The sequence below is a fragment of the Comamonas resistens genome, from assembly GCF_030064165.1.
Classification (GTDB): domain Bacteria; phylum Pseudomonadota; class Gammaproteobacteria; order Burkholderiales; family Burkholderiaceae_C; genus Comamonas; species Comamonas resistens.
In genome coordinates this window covers 4,606,118-4,630,927 of the sequence record NZ_CP125947.1, presented here as the reverse complement: position 1 = coordinate 4,630,927, position 24,810 = coordinate 4,606,118, and the positions used below count along the sequence as shown (strand labels likewise).

Annotated in this window: 22 protein-coding genes; 11 read left to right on the top strand and 11 right to left on the bottom strand. The window is 61.1% G+C overall.

Annotated features, from left to right (window positions below):
• Positions 1–27 precede the first annotated feature (27 nt).
• Positions 28–1,239 (top strand): M20 aminoacylase family protein, encoded by a 1,212-nt coding sequence (locus QMY55_RS21525; protein WP_283486143.1) that lies wholly within the window; start codon positions 28–30, stop codon positions 1,237–1,239.
• Here the strand turns inward: QMY55_RS21525 and QMY55_RS21520 are convergent.
• Positions 1,226–2,260 (bottom strand): AraC family transcriptional regulator, encoded by a 1,035-nt coding sequence (locus QMY55_RS21520; protein WP_283486142.1) that lies wholly within the window; start codon positions 2,258–2,260, stop codon positions 1,226–1,228. The genes QMY55_RS21525 and QMY55_RS21520 overlap by 14 nt on opposite strands.
• A 158-nt stretch (positions 2,261–2,418) precedes the next feature.
• Here QMY55_RS21520 and QMY55_RS21515 point away from each other — a divergent pair, with 158 nt between their 5' ends.
• From QMY55_RS21515 to QMY55_RS21490, 6 genes are all read left to right on the top strand, one after another.
• On the top strand, positions 2,419–3,267 hold the full coding sequence (locus QMY55_RS21515; protein ID WP_283486141.1) for a TauD/TfdA dioxygenase family protein: 849 nt from the start codon (positions 2,419–2,421) through the stop codon (positions 3,265–3,267).
• Positions 3,268–3,462: 195 nt separating this feature from the next.
• The gene (locus tag QMY55_RS21510) at positions 3,463–4,521 is read left to right on the top strand and encodes a BKACE family enzyme (RefSeq protein WP_063663679.1); all 1,059 of its coding nucleotides are present in this window, start codon (positions 3,463–3,465) and stop codon (positions 4,519–4,521) included.
• Between the two features lie 17 nt (positions 4,522–4,538).
• Entirely contained in the window at positions 4,539–5,507 is a 969-nt protein-coding gene (locus QMY55_RS21505) for a Bug family tripartite tricarboxylate transporter substrate binding protein (protein ID WP_283486140.1), read from the top strand.
• Positions 5,508–5,603: 96 nt separating this feature from the next.
• Positions 5,604–6,575: a quinone oxidoreductase family protein gene (locus QMY55_RS21500; RefSeq protein WP_283486139.1), complete on the top strand. Its 972-nt coding sequence runs from the start codon at positions 5,604–5,606 to the stop codon at positions 6,573–6,575.
• 242 nt (positions 6,576–6,817) lie between these two features.
• Positions 6,818–8,023 (top strand): porin, encoded by a 1,206-nt coding sequence (locus QMY55_RS21495; RefSeq protein WP_283486138.1) that lies wholly within the window; start codon positions 6,818–6,820, stop codon positions 8,021–8,023.
• Positions 8,024–8,203: 180 nt separating this feature from the next.
• Positions 8,204–8,458, top strand: a complete 255-nt coding sequence (locus QMY55_RS21490; protein WP_283486137.1) for an acyl-CoA-binding protein — start codon at positions 8,204–8,206, stop codon at positions 8,456–8,458.
• 124 nt (positions 8,459–8,582) lie between these two features.
• Here the strand turns inward: QMY55_RS21490 and QMY55_RS21485 are convergent, their stop codons facing one another.
• Together QMY55_RS21485 and QMY55_RS21480 are read right to left on the bottom strand one after the other, a co-directional pair.
• A complete protein-coding gene (locus QMY55_RS21485) occupies positions 8,583–10,268 on the bottom strand; it encodes a phosphoethanolamine transferase (RefSeq protein ID WP_283489032.1) in 1,686 nt (561 codons plus the stop codon).
• A 98-nt stretch (positions 10,269–10,366) separates the two neighbouring features.
• Positions 10,367–11,554 carry an aminopeptidase gene (locus QMY55_RS21480; RefSeq protein ID WP_283486136.1) on the bottom strand — a complete coding sequence of 396 codons (1,188 nt, stop codon included), beginning with the start codon at positions 11,552–11,554 and terminating at the stop codon, positions 10,367–10,369.
• A gap of 44 nt (positions 11,555–11,598) precedes the next feature.
• On the opposite strand from QMY55_RS21480, the gene QMY55_RS21475 reads away from it, so the two are divergent.
• From QMY55_RS21475 to QMY55_RS21465, 3 genes are all read left to right on the top strand, one after another.
• A complete protein-coding gene (locus QMY55_RS21475) occupies positions 11,599–12,216 on the top strand; it encodes a hypothetical protein (RefSeq protein ID WP_283486135.1) in 618 nt (205 codons plus the stop codon).
• 87 nt (positions 12,217–12,303) lie between these two features.
• On the top strand, positions 12,304–13,566 hold the full coding sequence (locus tag QMY55_RS21470; protein ID WP_407650554.1) for a class I SAM-dependent methyltransferase: 1,263 nt from the start codon (positions 12,304–12,306) through the stop codon (positions 13,564–13,566).
• An 11-nt stretch (positions 13,567–13,577) separates the two neighbouring features.
• Positions 13,578–13,907: a DUF1840 domain-containing protein gene (locus QMY55_RS21465; protein WP_283486133.1), complete on the top strand. Its 330-nt coding sequence runs from the start codon at positions 13,578–13,580 to the stop codon at positions 13,905–13,907.
• A gap of 68 nt (positions 13,908–13,975) precedes the next feature.
• Here the strand turns inward: QMY55_RS21465 and QMY55_RS21460 are convergent, their stop codons facing one another.
• The 8 genes from QMY55_RS21460 to QMY55_RS21425 all read right to left on the bottom strand — a co-directional run bounded on the left by QMY55_RS21460 (position 13,976) and on the right by QMY55_RS21425 (position 23,829).
• Entirely contained in the window at positions 13,976–14,968 is a 993-nt protein-coding gene (locus QMY55_RS21460; RefSeq protein WP_283486132.1) for a tripartite tricarboxylate transporter substrate-binding protein, read from the bottom strand.
• Between the two features lie 169 nt (positions 14,969–15,137).
• A complete protein-coding gene (locus QMY55_RS21455) occupies positions 15,138–16,385 on the bottom strand; it encodes a phenylacetate--CoA ligase family protein (RefSeq protein ID WP_283486131.1) in 1,248 nt (415 codons plus the stop codon).
• Positions 16,386–16,539: 154 nt separating this feature from the next.
• Positions 16,540–17,379: an ABC transporter ATP-binding protein gene (locus tag QMY55_RS21450; protein WP_283486130.1), complete on the bottom strand. Its 840-nt coding sequence runs from the start codon at positions 17,377–17,379 to the stop codon at positions 16,540–16,542.
• Between the two features lie 202 nt (positions 17,380–17,581).
• Entirely contained in the window at positions 17,582–18,898 is a 1,317-nt protein-coding gene (locus tag QMY55_RS21445) for an ABC transporter substrate-binding protein (RefSeq protein ID WP_283486129.1), read from the bottom strand.
• A gap of 182 nt (positions 18,899–19,080) precedes the next feature.
• Positions 19,081–20,145: a branched-chain amino acid ABC transporter permease gene (locus QMY55_RS21440; protein ID WP_283486128.1), complete on the bottom strand. Its 1,065-nt coding sequence runs from the start codon at positions 20,143–20,145 to the stop codon at positions 19,081–19,083.
• Between the two features lie 18 nt (positions 20,146–20,163).
• A complete protein-coding gene (locus tag QMY55_RS21435; RefSeq protein WP_283486127.1) occupies positions 20,164–21,093 on the bottom strand; it encodes a branched-chain amino acid ABC transporter permease in 930 nt (309 codons plus the stop codon).
• Positions 21,094–21,103: 10 nt separating this feature from the next.
• Entirely contained in the window at positions 21,104–21,889 is a 786-nt protein-coding gene (locus QMY55_RS21430; RefSeq protein ID WP_283486126.1) for an ABC transporter ATP-binding protein, read from the bottom strand.
• A gap of 11 nt (positions 21,890–21,900) precedes the next feature.
• The gene (locus QMY55_RS21425) at positions 21,901–23,829 is read right to left on the bottom strand and encodes an AMP-dependent synthetase/ligase (RefSeq protein WP_283486125.1); all 1,929 of its coding nucleotides are present in this window, start codon (positions 23,827–23,829) and stop codon (positions 21,901–21,903) included.
• Positions 23,830–24,058: 229 nt separating this feature from the next.
• Between QMY55_RS21425 and QMY55_RS21420 the strand changes: the two genes are divergently transcribed.
• Complete coding sequence (locus QMY55_RS21420; protein ID WP_283486124.1) at positions 24,059–24,790, top strand: Crp/Fnr family transcriptional regulator; 732 nt, start codon at positions 24,059–24,061, stop codon at positions 24,788–24,790.
• Positions 24,791–24,810: the final 20 nt, after the last annotated feature.

Below are 24,810 nucleotides of genomic sequence, written 5' to 3'. Positions count from 1 at the left end.
CCATTGATGACCCCAAGGAGAGAGCGCATGGCCCTGCTGCCCGAACTTCATGCAAGCGCCCCTGACATCGCCGCACTGCGTCGCGATATTCATGCCCACCCGGAGCTGTGCTTCGAGGAAATTCGCACCTCGGATCTGGTGGCCGGGAAGCTGGCGCAATGGGGCGTAGCCACCCATCGCGGTCTGGGCAAGACCGGCGTGGTCGGCATCATCCATGGCAGGGATGGCGGCAAGAGCGGCCGTGCCATCGGTCTGCGCGCCGATATGGATGCCCTGCCCATGCAGGAGTTCAACACCTTCGATCATGCGAGCCGCCATGCGGGCAAGATGCATGCCTGCGGTCACGACGGCCACACGGCCATGCTGCTGGCGGCGGTGCAGTATCTGGCTGCCCACCGCGACAGCTTCGAGGGCACGGTCTACGCCATCTTCCAGCCTGCCGAGGAGGGCGGCGGCGGCGCACGCGAGATGGTCAAGGAAGGACTGTTCGAGCAGTTCCCCATGCAGGCCGTTTTCGGCATGCACAACTGGCCGGGCATGAAGGCCGGCACCATGGCCGTGGGCGCAGGGCCTGCCATGGCCTCCAGCAACGAATTCAAGATCGTGGTGCGCGGCAAGGGCGGTCATGCGGCCATGCCGCATATGGTGATCGACCCCGTGCCCGTGGCGGCTCAGCTCATCATGGCGTTCCAGACCATCGTCAGCCGCAACGTCAAGCCCATCGAGGCCGGCGTGGTGTCGGTGACCATGGTTCATGCGGGCGAAGCCACCAATGTGGTGCCCGACAGCGTGGAGCTGCAGGGCACGGTGCGCACCTTCACGCTGGAGGTGCTGGACATGATCGAGCAGCGCATGCAGCAGATCAGCGAGGCCATCTGTGCGGCCCATGGCGCGCAATGCGAATTCGAGTTCGTACGCAACTACCCGCCCACCATCAACACGGCGCCCGAGGCCGAGTTTGCACAGACGGTGATGCGCGAGATTCTGGGCGATGCCGGCGTGGTGCCGCAGGAGCCTTCCATGGGGGCCGAGGACTTTGCCTTCATGCTGCTGGAAAAGCCCGGTGCCTACTGTTTCATCGCCAACGGCGATGGTGACCACCGCGCCCTGGGCCATGGCGGCGGTCCCTGCACGCTGCACAACCCCAGCTATGACTTCAACGACACGCTGATCCCGCTGGGGGGAACCTTCTGGGTCAAGCTGGCCCAGCGCTGGCTGGCGCAGCCTACGCGCGCTTGATCGGCCCGCTGGCCTGAGGCTGGCGCTGCGGGATGTTTTTCTCGCGCCAGACCTCGGGTGGGCAGCCGAACAGCGTGGCAAACCAGCGCGTAAAAGCGCTGTGGCTGTTGTAGCCCAGCATGGACGCGATCTGGCCCACGGAGTACTCGGGATTGCGCACATAGCGCTGGGCCAGATCGGAGCGAACCTCGACGAGCAAATCGGTAAAGCTCAGCCCTTCCTCGCTGAGCTCCCGCTGCAGCGTGCGCACGCTGCGCCCCAGCCCCTGAGCAACGCAAATGCAGGTGGCGCTGCCCGATGGCAGCATGAGGTAGATGGCCTTGCGCACACGCTGCGCAACAGAGGCCTGGCGGCCCTGCTGGCTGGTGTCCACCACGGTCTGTGCGTAGCGCACCAGTACCGGGTCTGCCAGGGGGTTGGGAGCATCCAGGTCTTCGGTGCGAAAGACAATGCCGTTGAAGTCCGCATCAAATTCCACACGGCAGCGAAACAGCTGTTTATGCAGGCTGAGATCGCGGGGCGCATGGTGCGTAAAGCAGACCTGTTGTGGACGCCAGCGGTCATTGAGCAGGAGATTGCAGGTGCGAAACAGAACGCCGATCGCCAACTCCATGGATTGCGTCAGGGCCTCCGGCAGCGTGAACTCCTCGCGCAGGACAACCACGCCGTTGGCGTCTTCCATCTGTATCACCAAAGACTCGTTAAGCATGTGTACATGCTCGATGAGCGTGGTCAGCACCTTGCGCAGCGTGGGCTGATGCAGCAGCAACAGGCTGACGACTCCGAAGTTCGAGATCTGGCGAGATTGCGCCATGCGCAGACCAAAGTTCTCGCAGCCCGTGGAGGCCGCAGCATCCTCAAGCAGGCGTCCGGCGACCAGTGCGTCTATGAGCTGGTCTTGCTCAAGCACCACGGATGGCCGCAGGCCAGCCTGACGCAATGCCTTGTCGGGGTCTCCTCCCATCGCTCGGAAGAGTTCCGCATAGTTCGTCAGAGATGCCGCTCGCACAAAGGTGATCATGACTGCTCCACGCAAAAAAGCAGTGAAATTCTGGCATGAGATGCATAGCGAGAGGCGCGAAATGCACAACCTATGCGACACAGGTTTTCTACAGTGGACTCACCAGGCGGCATGGATCAAGAAACAGCCTGGACTCATAAAAAGTGTAGGAGACAGTGATGCGGATAAACCCTCTGACCTGCGCTATCGGTGCAGAGCTGCTCGATGTGCAACTGGCGGATGCTGTACACAACGATGAGCTTTTCGCAGCGATCAAGCAGGCTTTGCTCAAGCACAAGGTGGTGTTTTTGCGGCGGCAGAAGCTGGCCCCCGCCGAGCATGTGGCTTTTGCCCGTCGTTTCGGAGAACTGGAGGATCATCCGGTGGTCGGCAGTCACCCCGATCATCCCGGCCTGGTACAGATCTACAAGTCGCCAGACAAGCCTGTGGATCGCTATGAGAACTCCTGGCATTGCGATGCCACCTGGCGCGAGATACCTCCCATGGGTTGTGTGCTGCGCTGCGTCGAATGCCCGCCAGTCGGCGGTGACACCATGTGGGCCAATATGGCGCTGGCCTACGAGAGGCTGCCAGAGCAGGTCAAGGCAGTGATAGATCCTCTGCGTGCCCGGCACAGCATCGAGTGCACTTTTGGCGCTGCGATGCCTATCGAGAAACGCCTGGCGCTCAAGGCCCAGTACCCGGATGCAGAGCATCCGGTGGTACGCACCCACCCCGAAACGGGCGAAAAAGTGCTATTCGTCAGCGGTTTCGCTACGCATTTCACCAACTTCCACACGCCCGCCAATGTGCGTGTGGGACAGGACTTCACGCAGGGCGCATCCAGTCTGCTGCAGTACCTGATCAACCAGGCCGCGATTCCTGAATACCAGGTGCGCTGGCGCTGGGAGCCAGACAGCGTGGCTATCTGGGACAACCGCGCAACCCAGCACTACGCGGTGATGGACTACCCGCCCTGCCATCGAAAGATGGAGCGAGCCGGGATCATCGGTACGCCCACGTATTGAACAGGTCCCGGGCCACGCAGCCCGAGGCGCAGAGCAAGCAACATCGGATGGGCCGCGCGGCGGCTCGGGGTACGGTGCATTCTTTTTGGGACTTACGCAAACAAGAATGCACCAGCGGCATTCCCATGGGGCAACGTCTTGCCTGAGCCTGATTTGCGTAAGTCGTACTTCTTTCATAACAACGGAGACAACAGCATGAACTTTCTCGACGGCCACCTCTTTCCCGAAAACCAGCAGCCACTGATCATCACCGCTGCTCCTTATGCGCCTTCCTGGCTGCCTGGAGACTTCCCTGGCGAAATTGCGGTGACGATGGAAGAGCAGATCCAGAAAGCGGTGGACTGCTACAACGCCGGCGCCCAGGTGCTGCACCTGCATGTGCGCGAGCTGGACGGACGTGGCAGCAAGCGCCTGTCCAAGTTCAACGAGCTGATTGCCGGTGTGCGTGCCCGTGTGCCCGACATGATCATCCAGGTGGGCGGGTCGATCAGCTTTGCACCCGAAACCGATGGTGCGGCCGCCAAATGGCTGTCTGACGATACCCGTCACATGCTGGCCGAGTTGGACCCCAAACCCGATCAGGTGACGGTGACCATCAACACCTCGCAGATGAATGTGCTTGAGCAATTCGACATTCGCGACATCAAGGGCACGTCCATGGAAGACCCGGCCGTGTTCAATGCATACAAGGAGATGACGGTGCCGGCACAGCCAGGCTGGGCCGAGGAGCATATTCGCCGCCTGTCCGAGGCCGGCATCCAAAGTGCTTTCCAGTGCTACAACATCAATAGCTTTGAATCGGTGGAACGCCTGATTCGCCGCGGCATCTACAAGGGGCCGCTGGTGATGAATTGGGTGGCGATTGGTGGCGGTATGGACGCTCCCAATATCTATAGCCTGGCTCACTTTGTGCGCGCCGTGCCCGATGGTGCAGTGCTGACGGTGGAAAGCTCGGTGCTGAACGTGCTGCCCATCAATGCCATGGGCATCGCCATGGGGCTGCATGTACGCTGCGGCACCGAAGACAATCTGTGGAACCAGACCCGTACCGAAAAAATGGGCACCGTGGCGCAGATCGAGCAACTGGTGCGCTTGGCCAAAGAATTCAGCCGTCCCATCGCCACGCCCCAGCAAGCGCGCGAGATTTGCAAGATTGGCGTGTTCTACGACAGTGTGGAGGAAACACTGGAGAAGAACGGCTTTGCACCCAACCGCAATGGCGGCCAGCAGGGCTACCTGCGCAAGATTGCCTGACTTCGAAGGAGCGCACCATGCGACGCAGTTTCGTTCTCTTATCGATGGCCCTGGCGGTCACTTTGCCGGCAGGCAGTGCTCTGGCCTTTACCGACAAGCCTGTCAAGCTGATTGTTCCTGCGCCCCCGGGGGGCACGATTGATGTGTTTGCGCGCATCATCAGCGATCAACTGGCCAATGAGCTCAAGCAGCCGGTGATTGTGGAAAACCGTCCCGGCGCTGGTGGTTCCATGGCGGTCAAGTACATGCTTTCCCAGCCTGCGGATGGCAACACCTTGCTGGTGACGGTGACCAATATCCTGACCGAGGTGCCGCATGTGCTCAAAGGCGGCTTTGATGCCATGAAGGACGTGAAACCGGTCTCGCAGATGGCGCGCTCCGTCATGGTGTTCATTGCCTCGCCGCAGTTCCCGGCCAAGGATGCCAAGGAGGCGCTTGCCTATATCAAGGCCCATCCGGGTCAGCTGTCCTTTGCTTCCTATAGCCAGGGAACCGCCTCCCAGTATGCTGGCGTGATCCTGAATCAGAAGGCGGGGCTGGACATGCAGCATGTGCCGTTCCCGGGTTCTGCCCCGGCGCTGGCACAGGTCATGGGCAATCAGATTCCGCTGATGTTCGACGGTTCTGTGACCAGCAAGCCCTTGATTCCCAGCGGCAAGGTCAAACTGCTGGCGATTGGCTACAAGAGTCGCCTGCCTGAGTATCCCAATGTGCCGACCATGGCAGAGCTTGGCTATCCGGAGGTGGACTTCAGCAATTGGGCGGGTGTCTTTGCGTCCTCCAAAACGCCACCGGCACTGATGGAGAAAATCCACGCCACCTTGCAGAAGGTCAATGCAAGCCAGGCTGTGCAGGCACGTTATGTGGCCACCGGTTTTGAACTGATTCGCCAGGAACGCACGCTGGAGCAGCTGTCTTCCGATCTGCAGGCGGAGTACAACCGCAACGGCGAGATCGTCAAGAATTTCGGCATCAAGCTGAACTAGGTTCAGCACCCAATGCAGTCCGGGAAGCCTCGCCACCGAGGACCCGGACTTTTTATTGGCAGACCAATCCCATGTTCTGATCGGCAGGAGCAATGCATGACCAAGGCGATCCGTTTTTACGAGACCGGCGGCCCGGAAGTTCTTCAACTGGAAAGTGTTGCAGTGGGCGATCCTGGCCCGGGCCAGGCGCGTGTGCGGCATACCTATATTGCGCTTAACTTCATCGATGTTTACTTCCGCACCGGACGTTATCCGCTGGCCTTGCCCAATGGTCTTGGCTCGGATGCGGTGGGGGTGGTCGAGGCCGTAGGGCCGGGCGTCACCGATATCAAGGTCGGGGACCGCGTGGGCTATCTGATTGGTCCGCAAGGCGCCTACTCTCAGCTGCGAGTCATGCCGGCAGAGGTGCTGATCCCGCTGCCCGACGGCGTTTCTGATCGTACGGCCGCCACGCTCATGATGAAAGGCATGACGGCGCAGTATCTGTTCCGTCAGGTCTATCCGCTGCAGGGGGGCGAAACCATTCTCTATCACGCGGCGGCCGGCGGTGTGGGGCTGATTGCCTGCCAGTGGGCAAGAGCCATGGGCGTCAACATGATCGGTGTGGTCAGCACGGATGAGAAGGCGGCGCTGGCCAAGGCCAATGGCTGCACGCACACGATTGTGAGTGCGCGCGAAAACATCGTGGCCCGTGTCAAGGAAATCACGGACGGCAAAGGCGTGCCCGTGGTCTATGACTCGGTGGGCAAGGATACGCTGATGGACTCGCTGGACTGCCTGCAGCCGCGTGGCTCGCTGGTCAGCAATGGCACCTCTTCGGGGCCTGTGGTGGTGGATTCTTCGCTGCTGGCAGCCAAGGGTTCGATCTGGATGACCCGGCCCGCCATGATGCATTACATCCAGCCGCGCGCGCATATGCTGGACATGGCCAAGGAGCTGTTCGAGCATGTGCTGGCGGGGCGTATCGTCAGCGAGCCACAGCAAGAGTTTGCGCTGGCGGATGCGGCCCAGGCGCATCGTGCTCTTGAAGCGCGCAAGACCGTGGGGGCCACAGTCCTGATCCCGTGATGATCGGGGTGCCCTTGAGGCTTGCAACAGAGCCTCATCATCCACAAGCCAGTGCCCTTGAAAGCACTGGCTTTTTTCCTGAGGGCGATGTGCCGCAGGTGCGAAACCTAGGGATTCCACTTTGGGTGTTTGGCACCAAATAAGCAATGCATGGCGCCAACTGCACAAGGGCAGAAACGTTCCTTTTCTAGAGTGATTTTGCGGTGAAAAACCGTTGATTCATAAAGAGATGGAGACAAGACATGCCACGTAAATCACGATATTTCCTGGGCCTTTTTGCGCTTTCTGCGGCCGGAGCGGCCTGCGCGCAGTCATCGGTCGTGCTGTTCGGTGTGATGGATGCCAGCGTCAGCCGCTATTCGGTGCGCAGCAACTCCTGGGATGGCTCTGGAAGAACATCCAGCCAAGGCATCTGGGGTGTATCGCCATCGGGGAACCTGGCCAGCCGCATCGGCGTTCGCGGCACCGAGGATCTGGGGGGGGGCACTTCCGCCAGCTTCTGGCTGGAAGCCCCTGTGACCAACGATACTGGTGGCGGTGCCCTGAATTTCGGGCGCCGCTCCACCGTCAGTCTGGCGGGCAATTGGGGTGAGGTACGGCTGGGCCGAGACCACACCCCGTCCTTTTTGAATGACTGGGCGTTTGACCCCTATACGGTCAATGGCGTGGGTGTGAACCTGCTGGCCGTGGTCAGCAGCAATCTGGCCATTAACCGGGCCCTGGGGACCCAGACCACCGGTACCTTGACGGAGCGCTTGCTGGGCAATGGCCTGTCGGCGGGCACGGATAACTATCTGCGAGCCAGCAACTCCATTGGCTATCACCTGCCTGCGGGGCTGGGCGGTATTTATGGCCAGCTGATGTATGCGTTTCCCGAGAACAATTCCAAGCGGGGACGCTATGCCGGCGGTCGCCTGGGCTGGACGGGTGGCCCCACGGATGTGGCTCTGGGCTACGGCGAAAGCATGCTCGGTACCTTCAATGGCCACAAGGAAACCATCAAGTCGTTGAACCTGGGCGGTTCTTACAACTTCGGCCCGGTCAAGGTGTTGGGCGAGCTGTCTCAGGTGCGTAACGCTCGCAGCGACACCAATGCGACGGACCGCTATAACGGTGTGCTGGCCGGGGTACAGATTCCCGTGGGCATTCATCAAATCCGTGCGTCCATTGCCCGCGTGCAATACAAAAACGGACAGGGCACTGGCGATGCCTCGGTGAACAAGATTGCGCTGGGCTATGTGCACAACCTTTCCAAGAGCACTGCCCTGTATTCCACGGTGTCGCGTATCAGCGTCGGCAACGGGCACAACAACCCCGCCATTATGGGTGTCACGCCGCTTGCCGTCAGCAGCCCCGTGATCATGCCGCAGCCGGCTTACAGCAATGCGCCTGGAATGCAGCCGCGCAGCGCCCTGGGTGCAGATTTCGGCGTACGCATGATCTTCTGAATGAGCTGAACTCCAATGAAGAAGCATGCACAGGCTTTTTTCAGAACTGCGGCAATCCGCTTCCGCATCTTGCCGGTTCTTGCGAAGGGCTATGGATGTGAATAAAAAAGAACGGTCGTTCTAATTTGACGCTTTTTTCGCTACACTGACCTGGATTTTTATAGAACCAGGAGACCTAGCATGTCCGATCTGAACGCCAAGTTTGAAGAGACCGTCAAGAATTCCACCTCGCTCAGCGAGCGTCCCGACAACGCCACCTTGCTCAAGATCTATGCCTTGTACAAGCAGGCGACCGAGGGTGACAACGAGACCAAGAAGCCCAGCTTCACCGACATGGTGGCGCGCGCCAAATGGGATGCCTGGGCCAAGCTGGAAGGCACGACCCCTGATGAGGCCAAGCAGCTCTACATCGACCTGATCGGCTCGCTGAAATAAGCTTGTCTCTGCATTGGCGCCTGAGGGGCTATCAAATTCGATAGCTGCTTGCGCTTGATGGTCAATGAAAAGCGGCCTGCCAGAACATCAATCTGGCAGGCCGCTTTGTCATGAGCCAAGGTCTTTAGTTGCCGCGGCAACTGGCCAGCGCATCCAGCGCAGGCTTGTAGGTGGGGCTGACCACGTCCACCATTCCCAAAATCGTGTGATAGAGGTTGTCGTGTGAAACGGGGGTGTCCAGCCCCTTCTGCAGGCAGCTCTGGTCGAGATGGGTACGTGCGCCCAGCGATCCGGTCCACACAATCATGGGGACATGCTTCTGATCCACGGGTGCCATGGCATAGGGCATGCCGTGCAGGTAGACGCCCATTTCGCCCAGAGACTCGCCATGGTCGGACATGTAGAACATGCCGGTCTCATACTGGCTTTGCTGGGTCTTGAGCCAGTCTATGGTCTGGCCCAGGAAATGGTCGGTATAGCGTATGGAGTTGTCATAGACGTTGACCACATCTTCCGAAGGGCAGCTGGACAGGGCATTGGTCGCGCACTCGGGCTTGAAGGCCTTGAGCTCTGGAGTGGAGCGCTTGTAGTAGGCGGGGCCGTGGCTGCCCATCTGATGCATGACGAGAACCACGCCCTTGGCGCGGCGCGCGGGGTCCAGCTGGGCGATGCGTTCCTCGATGCCGACCAGCAGCATGCCGTCCAGGCATTCACCATCGGCGCTGCACAAGGCCTTGCCTTCGGGGGTGTTCACGCGATCGGCGGTATCCGCCATGGGAATGCGCTTGCACACACCCTTGCAGCCGGCCTGGTTGTCCACCCAGAGCACGGCCAGCCCTGCGGCCTGCAGCACATCCAGCAGATTGCTGTGTTCTTCCTTGGAGTTGTAGAAGCCCTCCCGGCCCAGGCTGGAGAACATGCAGGGCACGGATTCGCGCGTGCTGGTGCCGCAGGAGGTGGCGTTGCGCCAGCTCAGCACATCGCGCTTGGCCAGCTCCGGGTTGGTATCGCGCGCATAGCCATTGAGGCTGAAGTTCTTGGCGCGGGCGGTCTCGCCCACGACCAGTACCAGCAGCGGCGGCTTCTTGTCGGTGGCATAGCTTTGACCCAGAGCCGCGCCTTCAATGGTGCTGACAAAGGGGCGGGGCTTGTTGAAGATGGGGGCCAGCAGCACGCCGGACGCCGACAGCACCGGGTTGACGGGGTTGACCATGAAGCGCAGCCAGAGGTTGTTGCGCACCACGGGAGCCAGATCCTTGTACGAGACGGCAAGCGAGGTGGCGACCATGGCCGCGGCAGCTGCAAACAGCAGCACGGTGCGCAGCACATTGCGCCAGACTTTGCCCGCACCCTTGAGCGGTGTCTTCCACAGCCAGATGGCAGGCAGGATGGCGATGACAAGCAACTCCAGCAGCAGCTTGGGGTTGAACAGGTCCGAGCTTTCGCGCAGATCGGTCTGTAGGATGTTGTTGATCATGCCCCGGTCCATGATGGTGCCGTAGGAGATCATGAAATGCTGGGCGCTGGCTGCGATCAGCAGCAACACGATCCAGAAAGGCTTCATCCACCGGGGCCATGCAAACAGGCTGGTCAGCAGCAGCACAAAGCCAATCACCAGCGGCACGACCCGCAGGGCCAGCATCGCCAGGCTGCCGTGATAGCCGTCCAGCGTGGGCAGGCGCAGCCACAACGCCCAATTGGCCGTGGCGGTGAGCCAGATGGCCAGCCAGAAGGCGATGAACTGAGGGGAGCGAGGCTTGAAGAAGCGTCTGTCGTTGCCAGACGAAGAGGACAGGTCGGAGGGGGACAAAGCAGACAAGGAATGAGGAAAAGGTTAGCAAAAATTGTGGCAGGACTTTCTTAAGGCTGCCTGAAGCTGTCTATAGGGGTATCTCTGCTTGCATGTGTCTATTTCGGCTTGCAAGCAGCGGGCGCGCTGATATCCGCTGGCTGGTGTGCACACAGCTGCTGCTGGCGTTGTTCGGGCTCCATGGCGGCAAGCTCCCGCATCCGGGCATAGAAGCGCTTCCAGCCTTCGGGGGATGCGGGCTGGCCGTTTTGCAGCAGCTGCCACCAATGGGTCATGGCAGGCACCCAGTCGTCGTAGGCGGCCAGGGCGCCAAAGCTGGCGTTGTTGGCATTCGCTACCCAGTCATCGGTTTGGGCCAGCCGCTCAAAGTACTGCTGGCGCAGTGCATCGCTGGTCAGCAGGGGCGTATCGGCAGCTATCCATTGCGCACGCAGCTGTGCATAACGACTCTGAAAATCGCTAAATACATCTTTTTTGATAGCTGCTAGCGCTTGCGTATCAATGGATTGATTGGTTTTTTGCTGATAAATATCTTGCAGGCGCGCGCGTGTGCCGCGTGTGAGCTGCTGCCAGAGTGCCCTACGCTTTTGCGCCTGCTGCCAGCGTTGCTGTGTGGCCTCGCTGGCATGGGTTTGCAGCCATAGCGGCGTGGCGATGCGCTCCACTGCCGTGGCAAAGGATTCGTTGAAGGCCGTGTCATCCTTCACATAGATCAGCTGATGGGCCAGCTCATGGAACATCAGGCCCGCGAAATCGCCCTCCTGCCAGCCGATGAAGCTGCTGAGCAGCGGGTCGCCGCCAAGCCAGTTCAGATAGCCCAGCGTGGAATAGGCCGGCACGCCATAGACGCTGGTTTCCAGGCCCTGAGCCTGCAGCTCATTGGCCTGTTTTTGCGCATCGGCCTGGGCGAAATAGCCGCGGTAGCTGATGCAGCCCGTGATGGGGAAGCACCAGTGATGCATCTGCAGGCTGTCGGGCGGAGCGGCCACCACGTTCCAGACCGGATATTTGCGCTGCAGCATCGCATAGCGGGTGTAGCTGGCGTTGTCGGGCAGGGCGAGCTGCTCGCTGGCAAAGCGGCGCATCTGCCGGGCGGCCCGCAGGCGTTGCTGCAATGCCGGGCTGGCGCTGCTGTCGGCCAGCCACTCGTCAATCGGGCGTGCGGCCTGCATGATCTGCATCTGACCCTTGAAGCCCTGCCAGTAATAGGCGGTGCTGCTGCAGCCAGCCAGTGTGACAATTGCCGCACTGGCGGCCGCGATGGCTGCCAAGCTGACTACACTCATTGTTTTTTGCATTGCCCTGTCTCTCGCCTGTCCGGTTCTAGTTCATGGATTTTTTAACGCTCGCCATCATTGTCACCACCGTGCTCTACGTGCTCAAGAAGCAGGAGCAGCGGCAGCACACCCAGTTGCTGGCCCTGCACCTGTCGCGTTTTCAGATCGAAAAGCTCATGGGTGGATTGATGGAGGGCTATCTGCGTGTCATAGCCGAGCCTGATGCCCAGCGCCGCGAGCAGATCTGGACCGTGCTGGAGAACACCGAGATCAGCCTGGTCAGCCAGTTCCAGCGTTTTGCCGACGAATTTGCCCAGTTGCCAGTAGAGCAGACCCGTGCCAGCACCTTGCCGCTGGCATTGCCCTATATGGACCGCTTGGTGCCATCGGCCACGCTCGATATGCGTGCGGCCATGAAGCTCCATGCCCAGGCCATCGCTGCGGTGCAGGTCGGCCAGGCCCGCGATGAGGACGAGCGCAAGAGTCGTGCCTTCACCATGACGGCCGAGCTGATGCTGATGCAGCACAGCTGTCACTGGTTCTGCAAAAGCCGCACGATAGCGGCCATGCGTCTGCTTGCGCGCCACAAGACCGCCTATGAACAGGTGCTCGATTCCATTGCACCGGCCACCCGCAAGGCCTACGAGAAGCTGGTGCATGCACGCAACTGAGCGGCGTTAGGGCTTGCGGCATTTGCTGACAGGGCTGGCCAGGCTCCAGACTTGACCCTGCAATACCGTGTGTGAACAATGGGTTGCATGAAAAACCTGTTGAGCACGCTGGAGCCACTGCTTGCCAAACTTCCCGTGACTGCGTCGGTGCAGCTTGCCTCCGGCGAACGCATTGGACCGGAACAGAGCGCGGTTCAGCTGATTTTTCGTTCCCCCAAGGCGCTGGCCGCATTGCTGGATGGTCAGGTCGGCTCGCTGGGCGCCGCGATTGTGGAAGGCTGGGTGGACGTCAAAGGTCAGGCTCGCGACATCATGGCGGCGGCCGCAGGCCTGTTGCAGGCCGATCCTGTGCAGCACCGGCCGACATGGCTGGAGCAAACGGTCTCCAAGGCCAAGTCCCTGGCCATGCATACGCTGAGCCGTGATGCAGAGCAGATCCAGTTTCATTACGACCTCTCGGACGACTTCTACGCGCTGTGGCTGGACCCGCGCCGCGTCTACTCCTGCGCCTATTACCAGAGCGCCGACATGACGCTGGCTCAGGCACAGGAGGCCAAGCTCGATCACATCTGCAAAAAGCTCAGGCTCCAGCCGGGGGAGCGCTTCTGGGACATAGGCTCGGGCTGGGGGGGGCTGATCTTCTGGGCGGCCGAGAACTATGGCGTGCAGGCCCATGGCATCACCTTGTCGCGCAATCAATATGAATATGTGCAGCGCCTGATTGCCGAAAAAGGCCTGCAGGGCCGGGTGCAGGTGGAGCTGCGCGACTACCGGCAGATGGACGGAGTGGAGCCCTTCGACAAGATTGGCTCGGTAGGCATGTTCGAGCATGTGGGCAGTGCGAATCTGCCCGGGTATTTCCAGACCATTCACGGCATGCTCAAGCCCGGTGGTCTGGCGCTGGTGCATGGCATCACGGCCGGTGGCGTGGGCAATGCAGAACTGGGCGCGGGCATGGGCGACTTCATCAGCCGCTATATCTTTCCGGGCGGAGAGCTGATGCATGTCAGCCGCGTGCAGCACGACATGGGGCAAAGCGGGTTGGAGATGGTCGATACCGAGAACCTGCGGCCTCACTATGCGCGCACGCTATGGGCATGGTCCGATGCGCTGGAGGCGCGAATGGACGAGGCGCGTGCCGTTCTGGTGGCGCAGTACGACGCCGGCAGGGCCGAGCGCGCATTGCGTGCCTATAGGCTGTACCTGGCGGGTTGTGCCATGGCATTCGAGAGAGGCTGGATTGCCCTGCATCAGCTGCTGTGCAGCAAACCCGATGGAAACCTGCAGACCGGTGTCATGAAGGGCGCGCAGAGCAGCTATCCTTTCAACCGCGAATACATCTACCGCTGAAGGATTGATTCATGCCCTATAAATTCAAATCACGCGCCACGGCAGACCTCATCATGCTGGAAGCCAATGGCCGCCAGGTGCTGGAGATCATCGGCAAGTCGCCCGATGACGAGCACGGCATCATCACCGCCGAGCAGATTCCCGCAGCGATTGCCGCCCTGGAAGCCGCAGCAGCTGAAGATGCCGCCAGGCGCAGTGCCAAGCCCGAGGACGAGGAGCAGCCACAAGAGGACGAAGGTGCTGCCGCAAACAAGGACAGCGTGGGCCTGAGCCGGCGCGTGGCGCCTTTTGTGGAGATGCTGCGCCGCAGTGCGGCAGAGGGCAAGGAAGTCGTCTGGTGAGCTGAATCAGCGCATGCCCACAAAAAAGCCCGCATCGAGCGGGCTTTGTTTTTTCAGGCAGGTGTGGATCAGTCGGCGTAGATGCCGGCAGCCTTGATCACCTTGCCCCACTTGGCGATTTCGCCTTCCACAAATTTCTTGTGGCCGGCGGGGTTGGTACGGTCGTCCGAGGCAATCACGGCACCCAGAGCTTCCTGGCGCTTGATAAACTCGGGATCCTTGAGCGATGCCTTCATGGCCTCGTTGATCTTCTTGACCACCTCGGCAGGCGTGCCCTTGGGGGCGTACAGACCATGCCAGATGGTCACATTGAAGTCCTTCATGCCCAGGGACTGCAGGGTGGGCAGGTCCTTGAGTGCGGGCGTGGTCAGGGGCTTGGTGGTGGTGACCGCGTAGGCCTGAACCTTCTTGGCGGCGATCTGCGATGTGGTGTTGGTGGTCTGGTCGCACAGCAGATCGACCTGGTTGCCCATCAGGTCGGCAATCGCGGGAGCCGCGCCCTTGTAGGGCACGGGTGTCATTTCCTGCTGCAGCGAGGCCTGGAACATCAGGCCGCACAGATGCGAGGCAGAGCCCACGCCGGCGTTGGCCAGGTTCACCTTGCCCTGGTTCTTGCCCACCCAGTCCTTGACTTCGGCGAAGTTCTTGGCGGGCAGGGTGGGGCGGCCGATCAGCGTCATGGGCACATCATTGATGATGCCGGCGTACTCGAAGTCGTTGAGCACGTTGAAGGACAGCTTGCGATACAGCGTCGGGATGGTGGACATGCCGATGTGCGTCAGCAGCAGCGTGTAGCCGTCATTCTTGGCGCGTGCGGCCTTGGCCGTGCCGATGGTGCTGCCAGCGCCGTCGGCATTGTCGATGACGATGGTGGCATTGTTCAGGTGCTTGCGCATGGACTCGGCCAGATCGCGTGCGACCTTGTCGGTGGGGCCACCGGCGGTAAAGGGCACGATGATGGTCACGGTCTTGCCTGCAGCGGGGTAGCTGCTGTCGGCGTGGCTGCTGATGGCTGCGGTAGCGGCCAGAGCAACGGCGGCGATCTTGAAATAAGTCTTCATTCTGTCTCCCTAAATATGCGGTAGGACAGACCAGGAAGGCTGGCCTGTCCCGAGGCGAATCCGCATTCTAGGGAGACTGAATCCATGGGGTTTTATCTTTTTTCTAAGTGTTATCCCCTGATTGAGCGAGTATTCACATTGACTTTGAGTTGAGGCAAACAGGTGCCAATCACTGGTAGCTGCGTGCATCCTCCACCACCTTGCCGTCATTGGGCAGGCTGCCGGGGGCAACCATCTGTACCTCGCCACGCAGCTTGGTGATTTCGCGCAAGGCATCCACGACCTGCTGGGCAAAGCCAGGAGCTGTTTCCACGGTTTCGATCCACAGCTGCATCTGGTCATTGGCCATTTCGCCGGTCACCACCAGCCTGGCCTTGACGATCTGCGGGAAGCGCCTGACCACCTCGGCCACCTGCTTGGCGTGGACAAACATGCCGCGCACCTTGGTGGCCTGATCGGCGCGGCCCATCCAGCCCTTGATGCGGGCGTTGGTGCGGCCCGTGGGGCATTGTCCGGGCATGAAGGCCGACAGATCACCGGTGCCGAAGCGAATCAGCGGGTAATCGGGATTGAGTGTGGTGACGACCAGCTCGCCGACTTCGCCTTCGGGCACGGGGTCGCCGGTGCCAGGGCGCACGATTTCGACAATCACGCCCTCGTCCAGCACCAGACCTTCCCTGGCCGAGGTTTCGTAGGCAATCAGACCCAGATCGGCCGTGCCATAGCTTTGGTAGGCGTCTATGCCGTGCTCGCGCATCCACTGGCAAAGAGAGGGGGGGAAGGCCTCGCCGCTGACCATGGCCTTGCTCAGGCTGGGTAGCTTGACGCCCATTTCCCAGGCTTTCTCCACGATGATTTTGAGAAAGCTGGGTGTGCCCACATAAGCGGCGGGGCGCAGATCGGCCATGGCCTGGACCTGCTGTTCGGTCTGGCCCGTGCCGCCAGGGAACACCGTGCAGCCCAGGGCATGGGCACCTGTTTCCATCATCGAGCCGGCCGGCACAAAGTGGTAGCTGAAGCAGTTGTGCACCAGTTCGCCCGCGCGAAAGCCTGCGGCATACATGGAGCGGGCCATGCGCCAGTAGTCAGGGCGGCGGCTTTCGGGCTCGTAAATGGGGCCGGGGCTGGCGAACAGGCGCGGCATGTCATGACCCGGATCTATGGCGTTGAAGCCGCCAAAAATCTGTCCCGGGCGCTGGGCTGCCTGGCGCTCCAGCAGTTCGCTCTTGCGCGTCACAGGCAAGGTGGCCAGCGCTGCGCGACTGGTGATGCGGGACGCGTCCACACCCTTGAGAATTTCGGCAAAAGCGCTGGAGCGCTGCTGCGCATGGGCAATCTGCCGCGGCAGGCTGGCCATGAAGTCGGCTTCGCGCTGTTCGGGGCTGCGGGTTTCCAGGGCATCGTAGAAATCACTCATGGCAAATCCTGTCGAAAAATCTGCAAGCAAAACTGAAATCAGTGGGCGCAGCCTTAAAACTGGCATGTACCAAGCGAGAGACAGCGAGCAAGCGCCGCCGCGCAGCGAGGCTGTCGTCCCCCTCGGGGGAAGCGGCGTAGCCGCTCAGGGGGCATCAAGCCAGCCAACGCTTTCTGCGCTTGTAGCTCTTGACGTCCTTGAAGCTCTTGCGTTCGCCGCCGCCCACGCCCAGGTAGAACTCCTTGACGTCCTCGTTGCTGGCCAGATCGCTGGCCTTGCCGTCCATCACGATGCGGCCGCTTTCCATGATGTAGCCATAGTCGGCGTACTTGAGCGCCATATTGGTGTTCTGCTCGGCCAGTAAAAAGGTGACTTTTTCCTTGTCGTTGAGGTCTTTGACGATGTGAAAGACCTCATCCACGATCTGCGGCGCCAGGCCCATCGAGGGCTCGTCGAGCAGCACCATGCGCGGGTTGCTCATCAGCGCGCGGCCGATGGCGCACATCTGCTGCTCGCCGCCCGAGGTGTAGGCGGCCTGGCTGGTGCGCCGGGTCTTGAGGCGCGGAAAGTAGTTGTAGACCTTTTCCAGATTGGCAGCGATCTCGCCCTTGTCCGTGCGTGTGTAGCTGCCGGTCAGCAGGTTTTCCTCGATCGTCAGGTGGGCAAAACAGTGGCGTCCTTCCATGACCTGGACCACGCCGCGCTTGACGAGTTCTGCGGGCGAGAGGTTGGCGATCTGCTCGCCCTCCAGCGTGATGCCGCCCTTGGTGACTTCGCCGCGCTCGCCCTTGAGCAGATTGGAGATGGCGCGCAGCGTGGTGGTCTTGCCCGCGCCGTTGCCGCCCAGCAGGGCGACGATGCTCTGGTGCGGCACCTGCAGCGACACGCCCTTGAGCACCAGGATCACATGGTTGTAGATGACCTCGATGCCATTGACTTCCACCAGCGGCGCGGTCTGGACAGGGGTGGAAACGGTTTGCGGGGTATCGCTCATGCTGTCACCTAAACTCAAAATAGATAGCTTTCTGCGCTTGATGGATAAGCGTTTGAGGCCGATTTTTTGTAAATCCGGCTGCGAGGAAACAAGCCATGCCCAGAGACACCAGGCAAGGGCCTGGGCTGGCCGTACCACCCACAGCGAGGATGTCGTCCCTCTCAGGCGCTTAGCGCCAGAGAGGGGGAAGGCACGCAGTGCCTCAGGGGGTGCAGGTTCTTACCTTGATGTTCTTTTCCTTGGCGTACTTGTCCGCGTACTCCTTGTAGAGCGGATCGACCATGGACTTGTCGGCCTGGTACCAGTCGGAGTTCACCTTGAACTTGCTGCCGTCCCAGGTCGCGATGCGGGCCCAGTCGGCTCCCAGGTGGTTGTCGCAGCTGGTCTTGAAGGGGCGGATGAGCTTGCCAAAGCCCAGCTCGTTCAGGCGTTCCTGGGTCAGGTTCATATTCTCCAAACCCCAGCGAACCTGCTCGGGCGTCATGACCTTGCCCTTGCCGAATTTCTCCTGCGCAGTGCGGATGGCTTCGACCTGCAGCATGGAAATCATCATGCCGCGGGTATGCGCCAGCTGGCCCAGCTCCTTGGTGTCCTTGGCCGAGCCCTGACCTTTGTCATACAGCTGGGCCTTGACCTCGTCATGCACCTTGTCATGGTCGGCCGTGTTGTGGATGGTCACGGTGTTGTAGCCCTTGGCGCCTGCGCCAATGTCCTTGACGTCATGGTCGGAGCCGCCCCACCACACGGCATACATCTTCTCGCGGGGGTAGCCCGTAGCCTGGGCTTCGCGCACGGCCGTGGGCGTCATCACGCCGGCCGACCACAGCAGCACATAGTCGGGGCGGTTCTGGCGGATCTGCAGCCAGGTGGATTTCTGCTCCACGCCGGGGGCGGTTACTGGCAGCTTGATCAGCTCGAAGCCTTCCTTGGCGGCGCGCTTTTCCAGCAGCGGAATGGGTTCCTTGCCATAGGGCGAATCGTGGTAGACCAAGGCGATCTTCTTACCCTTGAGATTGCCCTTTTCCTTCTTCAGAATGTCCTGCACGATGGAGTCGGCGGCGGTCCAGTAGTTGCCCAGCAGCGGGAAGTTCCACTCGAACACCTTGCCGTCCACGGACTGGGACAGGCCGTAGCCCGGAGTAACCACGGGCACCTTGTCGCCGGGAGCCTTGTCGGTCACGGCAAAGGTGATGCCGGTGGACTGGGTATCAAAGCCGGAAGCACCGCCATCCTTGCCCTTCAGGCGTTCATAGCACTCCACGCCCTTGGCCGTGTCATAGGCGGTTTCGCATTCCTCAAACTTGATCTTCACGCCGTTGATACCGCCCTTGGCGTTGACCAGCTTCAGATAGTCCTGCTTGCCATCGGCCCATGGAATGCCCAGTGGCGCGAACTGGCCCGTGCGATACACCAGCAGCGGCACAAACTGTTCCTGAGCCTGCGCTGCGGGAGAGGCCACCAGTGCCCCCATGCCTGCAGCCACGACAGCGGCAGCGACCGCGATTTTCTTGAACATCATCGACTGTCTCCTTGGTTGTATGGGACGCTGTCCCGGGTTGCAGGCACTCTGCGGTGTCTTGGAAAAACTCAACAAATCTCGATCAGGCATGAACCAACTCAGAGGCACCAAGCAAGAGCCGCCTCGCTGCGATGGTGCCGTCCCCCTCAGGGGGACGCCGCAAAGCGGCACAGGGGGAGCCATCAATGCGGGAAAGGCCAGACGCGCAGTTTCTGTCTTGCGGTCGCCCATAGCTTGGCCAGTCCGTGAGGTTCCACAATCAGGAAGAACACGATGAGGGCGCCGAAGATCATGTGTTCCAGATAGGTGGCCGTGGCCGTGGAAATCGGCAGGCCCAGCCAGTGCGGCACCTGGTTGAGCAGCAGCGGCAGCAGCACGAAGAAGGCAGCGCCAAAGATGCTGCCAACGACGGAGCCCAGGCCGCCGATGATGATCATGAACAGCAGCTGCAGCGAGCGGTCCAGGCTGAAGGCCGCGGGCTCCCAGGCACCCAGGTGCACAAAGCCCCAGAGTGCGCCGGCAATGCCGACGATGAAGCTGCTGACGGCAAAGGCAGAGAGCTTGGCGTAGGTGGGGCGGATGCCGATCACGCTGGCGGCCACATCCATATCGCGCATGGCCATCCACTCGCGGCCTATGGAGCTGCGCACCAGATTCTTGGCTGCCAGGCCCAGCACGCACAGGATGGCCAGACACAACAGGTATTTCTCCATCGGGGTGTCAATGCTCCAGCCCAGGATGGCCAATGGCTTGGCGCTGACGGAGCCCGACGAAGAGTTGTTGGTCACCCAGGCGGCGCGGGTGGTCAGCCAGTCCACGAAGAACTGGGCCGCCAGCGTGGCCACGGCCAGATACAGACCGCGAATGCGCAGGCTGGGCAGGCCGAACACAATGCCAAAGACCATGGAGATCAGACCGCCACCAATCAAGGCCAGCAGCAGAGGCATGCCCTCGAAACGGGTCTGGAGGTTGTAGGCCGCATAGGCACCCACGGCCATGAAGGCGGCCGTGCCCAGCGAGATCTGACCGCAGTAGCCGACCAGGATGTTCAGCCCCAGCGCCGCCAGCGACATGATGACAAAGGGAATCAGAATCGCCTGAAAAGTGTAGTCGCTGGAAATCAGGGGAACTGCGACAAAGGCGAATGCCAGCACCAGTGCAATGGCCCAGCGGTCCTGAGCGACGCCGAAGATCTGCTGGTCTGCCGCATAGCTGGTCTTGAACTGGCCGTTTTCACGATAAAACATGGATGCGCTCCTCCGGCCTTAAACGCGGTCGATAATTTTGTCGCCGAACAGACCTTGTGGTCGTACCAGCAGGAAGCAAAGGGCCAGACCATAGGCAAACCAGGTCTCGATGCCGCCACCCACCATGGGGCCGATATAGACCTCGGAGAGCTTCTCGCCCACACCGATGATCAGGCCGCCGATGATGGCGCCGGGCAGCGAGGTCAGACCGCCCAGAATCACCACGGGCAGGGCCTTGAGCGCCACCAGCGACAGCGAGTACTGCACGCCCAGCTTGCTGCCCCAGATGATGCCGACCACCAGGGCGACAGCACCGGCCACCGACCAGACGATGACCCAGATGCGCGACAGCGGAATGCCGATGGATTGAGCGGCCTGATGGTCATCGGCCACGGCGCGCAGCGCGCGTCCGGTCTTGGTTTTCTGGAAGAACAGGCTCAAGGCCAGCACCATGATGGCAGCGATGCAGGCCGCATACAGGTCTTCCAGGCTGATCATCACGCCGCCGGGGAACAAGCCGTCCATGATGAAGACGGGGTCCTTGGGCATGCCCACGTCGATCTTGTAGACCTCGGAGCCAAAGACCAGCGGGCCGAGGCCGTCGAGCAGATAGGCAATGCCCAGCGTGGCCATCAGCAAGGTGATGGGCTCCTGATTGACCAGATGGCGCAGGGCCAGACGCTCGATCACCCAGGCCACGACCACCATCAGCGCCAGTGTGACGCCTATGGCCAGCAGATTGCCGATCAGGCCTGGCTCCATGCCCAGCCAGTCCGGAATCCACTGCGAAAAGCGCGCCATGGCCAGGGCAGAGAACAGCACCATCGCTCCTTGAGCGAAGTTGAAGACGCCCGAGGCCTTGAAGATCAGCACAAAGCCGATGGCGATCAACGCATACAGCGTGCCCACCATCAAGCCACCAAACAATGTCTCTAAGAAAAATCCCATGACTGCTCCTTCAGTGGCCTGCACCCAGATAGGCGCGGATCACGTCCTCGTTGTTGCGTACTTCATCGGGAGCGCCGTCGCCGATCTTCTTGCCGTAGTCCAGCACCACCACGCGGTCGCTGATGTCCATCACCACCCCCATGTCGTGCTCGATGAGCACGATGGTGGTGCCGAACTCTTCGTTCACGTCGAGGATGAAGCGGCACATGTCCTGCTTTTCTTCCACGTTCATGCCGGCCATGGGCTCGTCCAGCAGCAGCACCTGAGGTTCCATGGCCAGGGCCCGGCCCAGGTCCACGCGCTTTTGCAGGCCGTAGGGCAACTGGCCCACGGGCGTCTTGCGATAGGCCTGGATTTCAAGAAAGTCGATGATGTGTTCGACAAACTCGCGGTGGGCAATTTCTTCACGCTGCGCAGGCCCGATGCGCAGGGCCTGCATGAGGATGTTGCTTTTGATCTTGAGGTTGCGGCCGGTCATGATGTTGTCGATCACGCTCATGCCCTTGAACAGTGCCAGGTTCTGGAAGGTGCGCGCCACGCCCATCTCGGCGACCTGGCGGCTGTTCATATGGCTGAAGGTCTGGCCGCGGAAGGTGATGGAGCCCTCGGACGGCGTATAGACGCCGTTGATGCAGTTGAGCATGGAGCTCTTGCCGGCGCCGTTGGGGCCGATGATGGAGCGGATTTCATGCTCTTTGACGTTGAACGAGATATCGGTCAAGGCCTTCACCCCGCCAAAGCGCAGGCTGATGTTCTTGATGTCCAGAATGACGTCGCCCGTGGTTCTTGTATTCATGTCGCTCCCTCTCAGACCGTGGCCGCCGGGTGGATCTTGCTGTCCACAATGGTCAGCGTGGCGCTCACGCTGCCCGTGCGGCCGTCTTCGAACTTCACCAGGGTTTCGATGAACTGCTCCGACTTGCCGGTGTAGAGCGCATCGACCAGCACCCCGTATTTGTCGGCGATGAAGTTGCGGCGCACCTTGCGGGTGCGGGTCAGCTCGTCGTCATCGGGGTCCAGCTCCTTGTGCAGCACCAGAAAGCGCGCGACCTGGGTGTCGGCCATGCCGGGCTCGGAAGCCAGGTCGGCATTGACCTGGGCAATGCAGTCGGCCACCAGTTCCAGCACCTTGGCCTTGCTGGCCAGATCCACATAGCCGCCATAGGGCAGGCCCTGGCGCTCGGCCCAGTTACCCACGGCCTCGTAGTCGATGTTGATGAAGGCGCAGACCTGATCCTTGCCATGGCCGAAGCACACGGCTTCCTTGATGTGGGGGAAGAACTTGAGCTTGTTCTCGATGTAGTTGGGCGCGAACATGGCGCCGCGGCTGGTCTTGCCCACGTCCTTGGCGCGGTCGATGATGCGCAGCTGGCCGCTGGCGTCGATCACGCCGGCATCGCCGGTGTGGAAGTAGCCGTTGGCATCTATGACTTCGGCCGTGGCGTCGGGGCGCTTGTAGTACTCCTTGAGCACCGACACGCCCTTGACCAGCACCTCGCCGTTGTCGGCAATCTTGAGTTCGATGCCGGGCGCGGCCTGGCCCACGCTCGACAGTTCCACCTGGCGGTCGCGCTGCAGGCAGACATAGGCACAGGTCTCGGTCTGGCCGTAGAGCTGCTTCAGATTGATGCCTATGGAGCGGAAGAAGCGAAACAGCTCGGGGCCGATGGCGGCACCTGCCGTGTAGGCAACGCGGATGCGCGACAGGCCCATGGCGTTGCGCAGCGGTCCGTAGATGAAGAGGTTGCCCAGCTGGTACTTGAGCCGGTCCATGGCGCCAACGCTCTTGCCATCGAGAATGTCCGAGCCCACGCGGCGGGCCACATCCATGGCCCTGGCATACATCCACTGCTTGAGCGGCGAGGCGTCCTCCATGCGGATGGAGACCGAGGTTAGCATGCCCTCGAAGATGCGCGGCGGTGCAAAGTAATAGCTGGGGCCGATCTCGCGCAGGTCGATGGAGACCGTGGCCGCCGACTCCGGGCAGTTGATGGTGAAGCCCGCCACCAGCCATTGCGCAAACGAGAACAGATGGTCGCCCACCCAGGCAGGGGGCAGATAGCAGATCACATTGTCCGTAGCATCGAGCTTGTCGGTCTGTACGCCACCGCGAGCCGATTCGCCAAAGCTGGCATGGGTCTGGCACACCCCCTTGGGCTTGCCCGTGGTGCCCGAGGTGTAGAGGATGACCGAGACATCGCCGGGAGACACCGCCTGCACCATGGCCTCATAGGCGCCAGCGTGCTGCGCATCCCACTCCTTGCCCTTGGCCAGCAGCTCTTCGGTGCTGATCAGGCCGGGCTGGTCGTATTTGCGCAGGCCGCGTGGGTCGTCATAGATGATGTGGCGGATGCTGGTCACGCTCTCGCGCACTTCCAGCAGCTTGTCCACCTGTTCCTGGTTCTCGGCAAAGGCGAACGCGATTTCCGCATCCTCCATCACAAACATCATCTCGGCCGCGACGGCGTCCTGATACAGCGGAATGGGGACGGCGCCACAGCTTTGCACGGCCAGAAATCCCAGATACACATGGGGCCGGTTGTCGCTGATGAACGCCAGATTCTGCCCGCGCTCAAGACCCAGGGCGCGCAGGCCGCAGGCCATGTGGCGCACGGTTTGCGCGGCCTCGCGCCAGCTCCAGGTTTGCCAGATGCCGTATTCCTTCTCGCGCAGAGCAGGTGCATCAGGGCGTTCTGTCGCGTGCTTGAGCAGCAGTTGAGGGAACGTGGTTGTCATGCCGGGTCCTTTGAGTCTTGGGAGAAAACGGTGTCTTGCGCCCGTTCTCGAAAGTCTTGCAGCCATGCTATGGATGACTTTGACGTCAGGATGTCTGTTTGACGACAATTTGAGGGAAAGCCTGCATAGTGGAAATCCGCTGTAACAAATGCTGCTGAAAATGACGCATTTGCTGCCTCGTGGAAATCCCGCTGTTGTGCAGGCCCGGCTTTGGCAATGCTTGCAGCCCATGAGCCAAGAACTGTCATTGCACCAAAGGCGGCGCAAGCCTTTGGAAGTCGAGCTTGAAGGGATCCCATGGTGGCCGGTGCTGCAGCCGCAAGAGCGTGAAAATGTGCTGCGGGTGCTGTTGGTGGGCGATGCCGAGCCCGGCGACTATGTCTGCCGCACGGGGCGCGCGCCTACCTACTGGTTCGGCGTGGTCGACGGCTTGCTCAAGATGAACACCGAAAGTGCCGACGGCGTCAGCATGACGCTGGCAGGGCTGCCGCCCGGAGGCTGGTTTGGCGAAGGCACGGTCATCAAGCGCGAGCCCTATCGCTACAACGTGCAGGCGATCCGTAAATCCGTGGTCGGAGGCCTGCCCATAGACATGTTCCACTGGCTGCTCGACCACTCCATAGGCTTCAACCGCTTTGTGATGAATCAGCTCAACGAGCGCCTGGGCCAGTTCATCGCGGCGCGCGAGATCGACCGCATGAGCAACCCCGACCTGCGTGTGGCACGCAGCCTGGCGGCCCTGTTCAACCCGCTGCTCTACCCCGGGGTGGGACAGATTCTGCGCATCACCCAGCAGGAGCTGGCCAATCTGGTCGGCCTGTCGCGCCAGCGCGTGAATGAAGCGCTGTCCGTGTTGCAGCGCGAGCGCGTGATCCAGATCGAGTATGGCGGGCTGCGTGTGCTGGACCTGGAGGCACTGCGTCATGGCGAGTTCTGCGCGCCCCGCAAGGCGCTTGCTTGACGCACTGGCTATAACCTAGG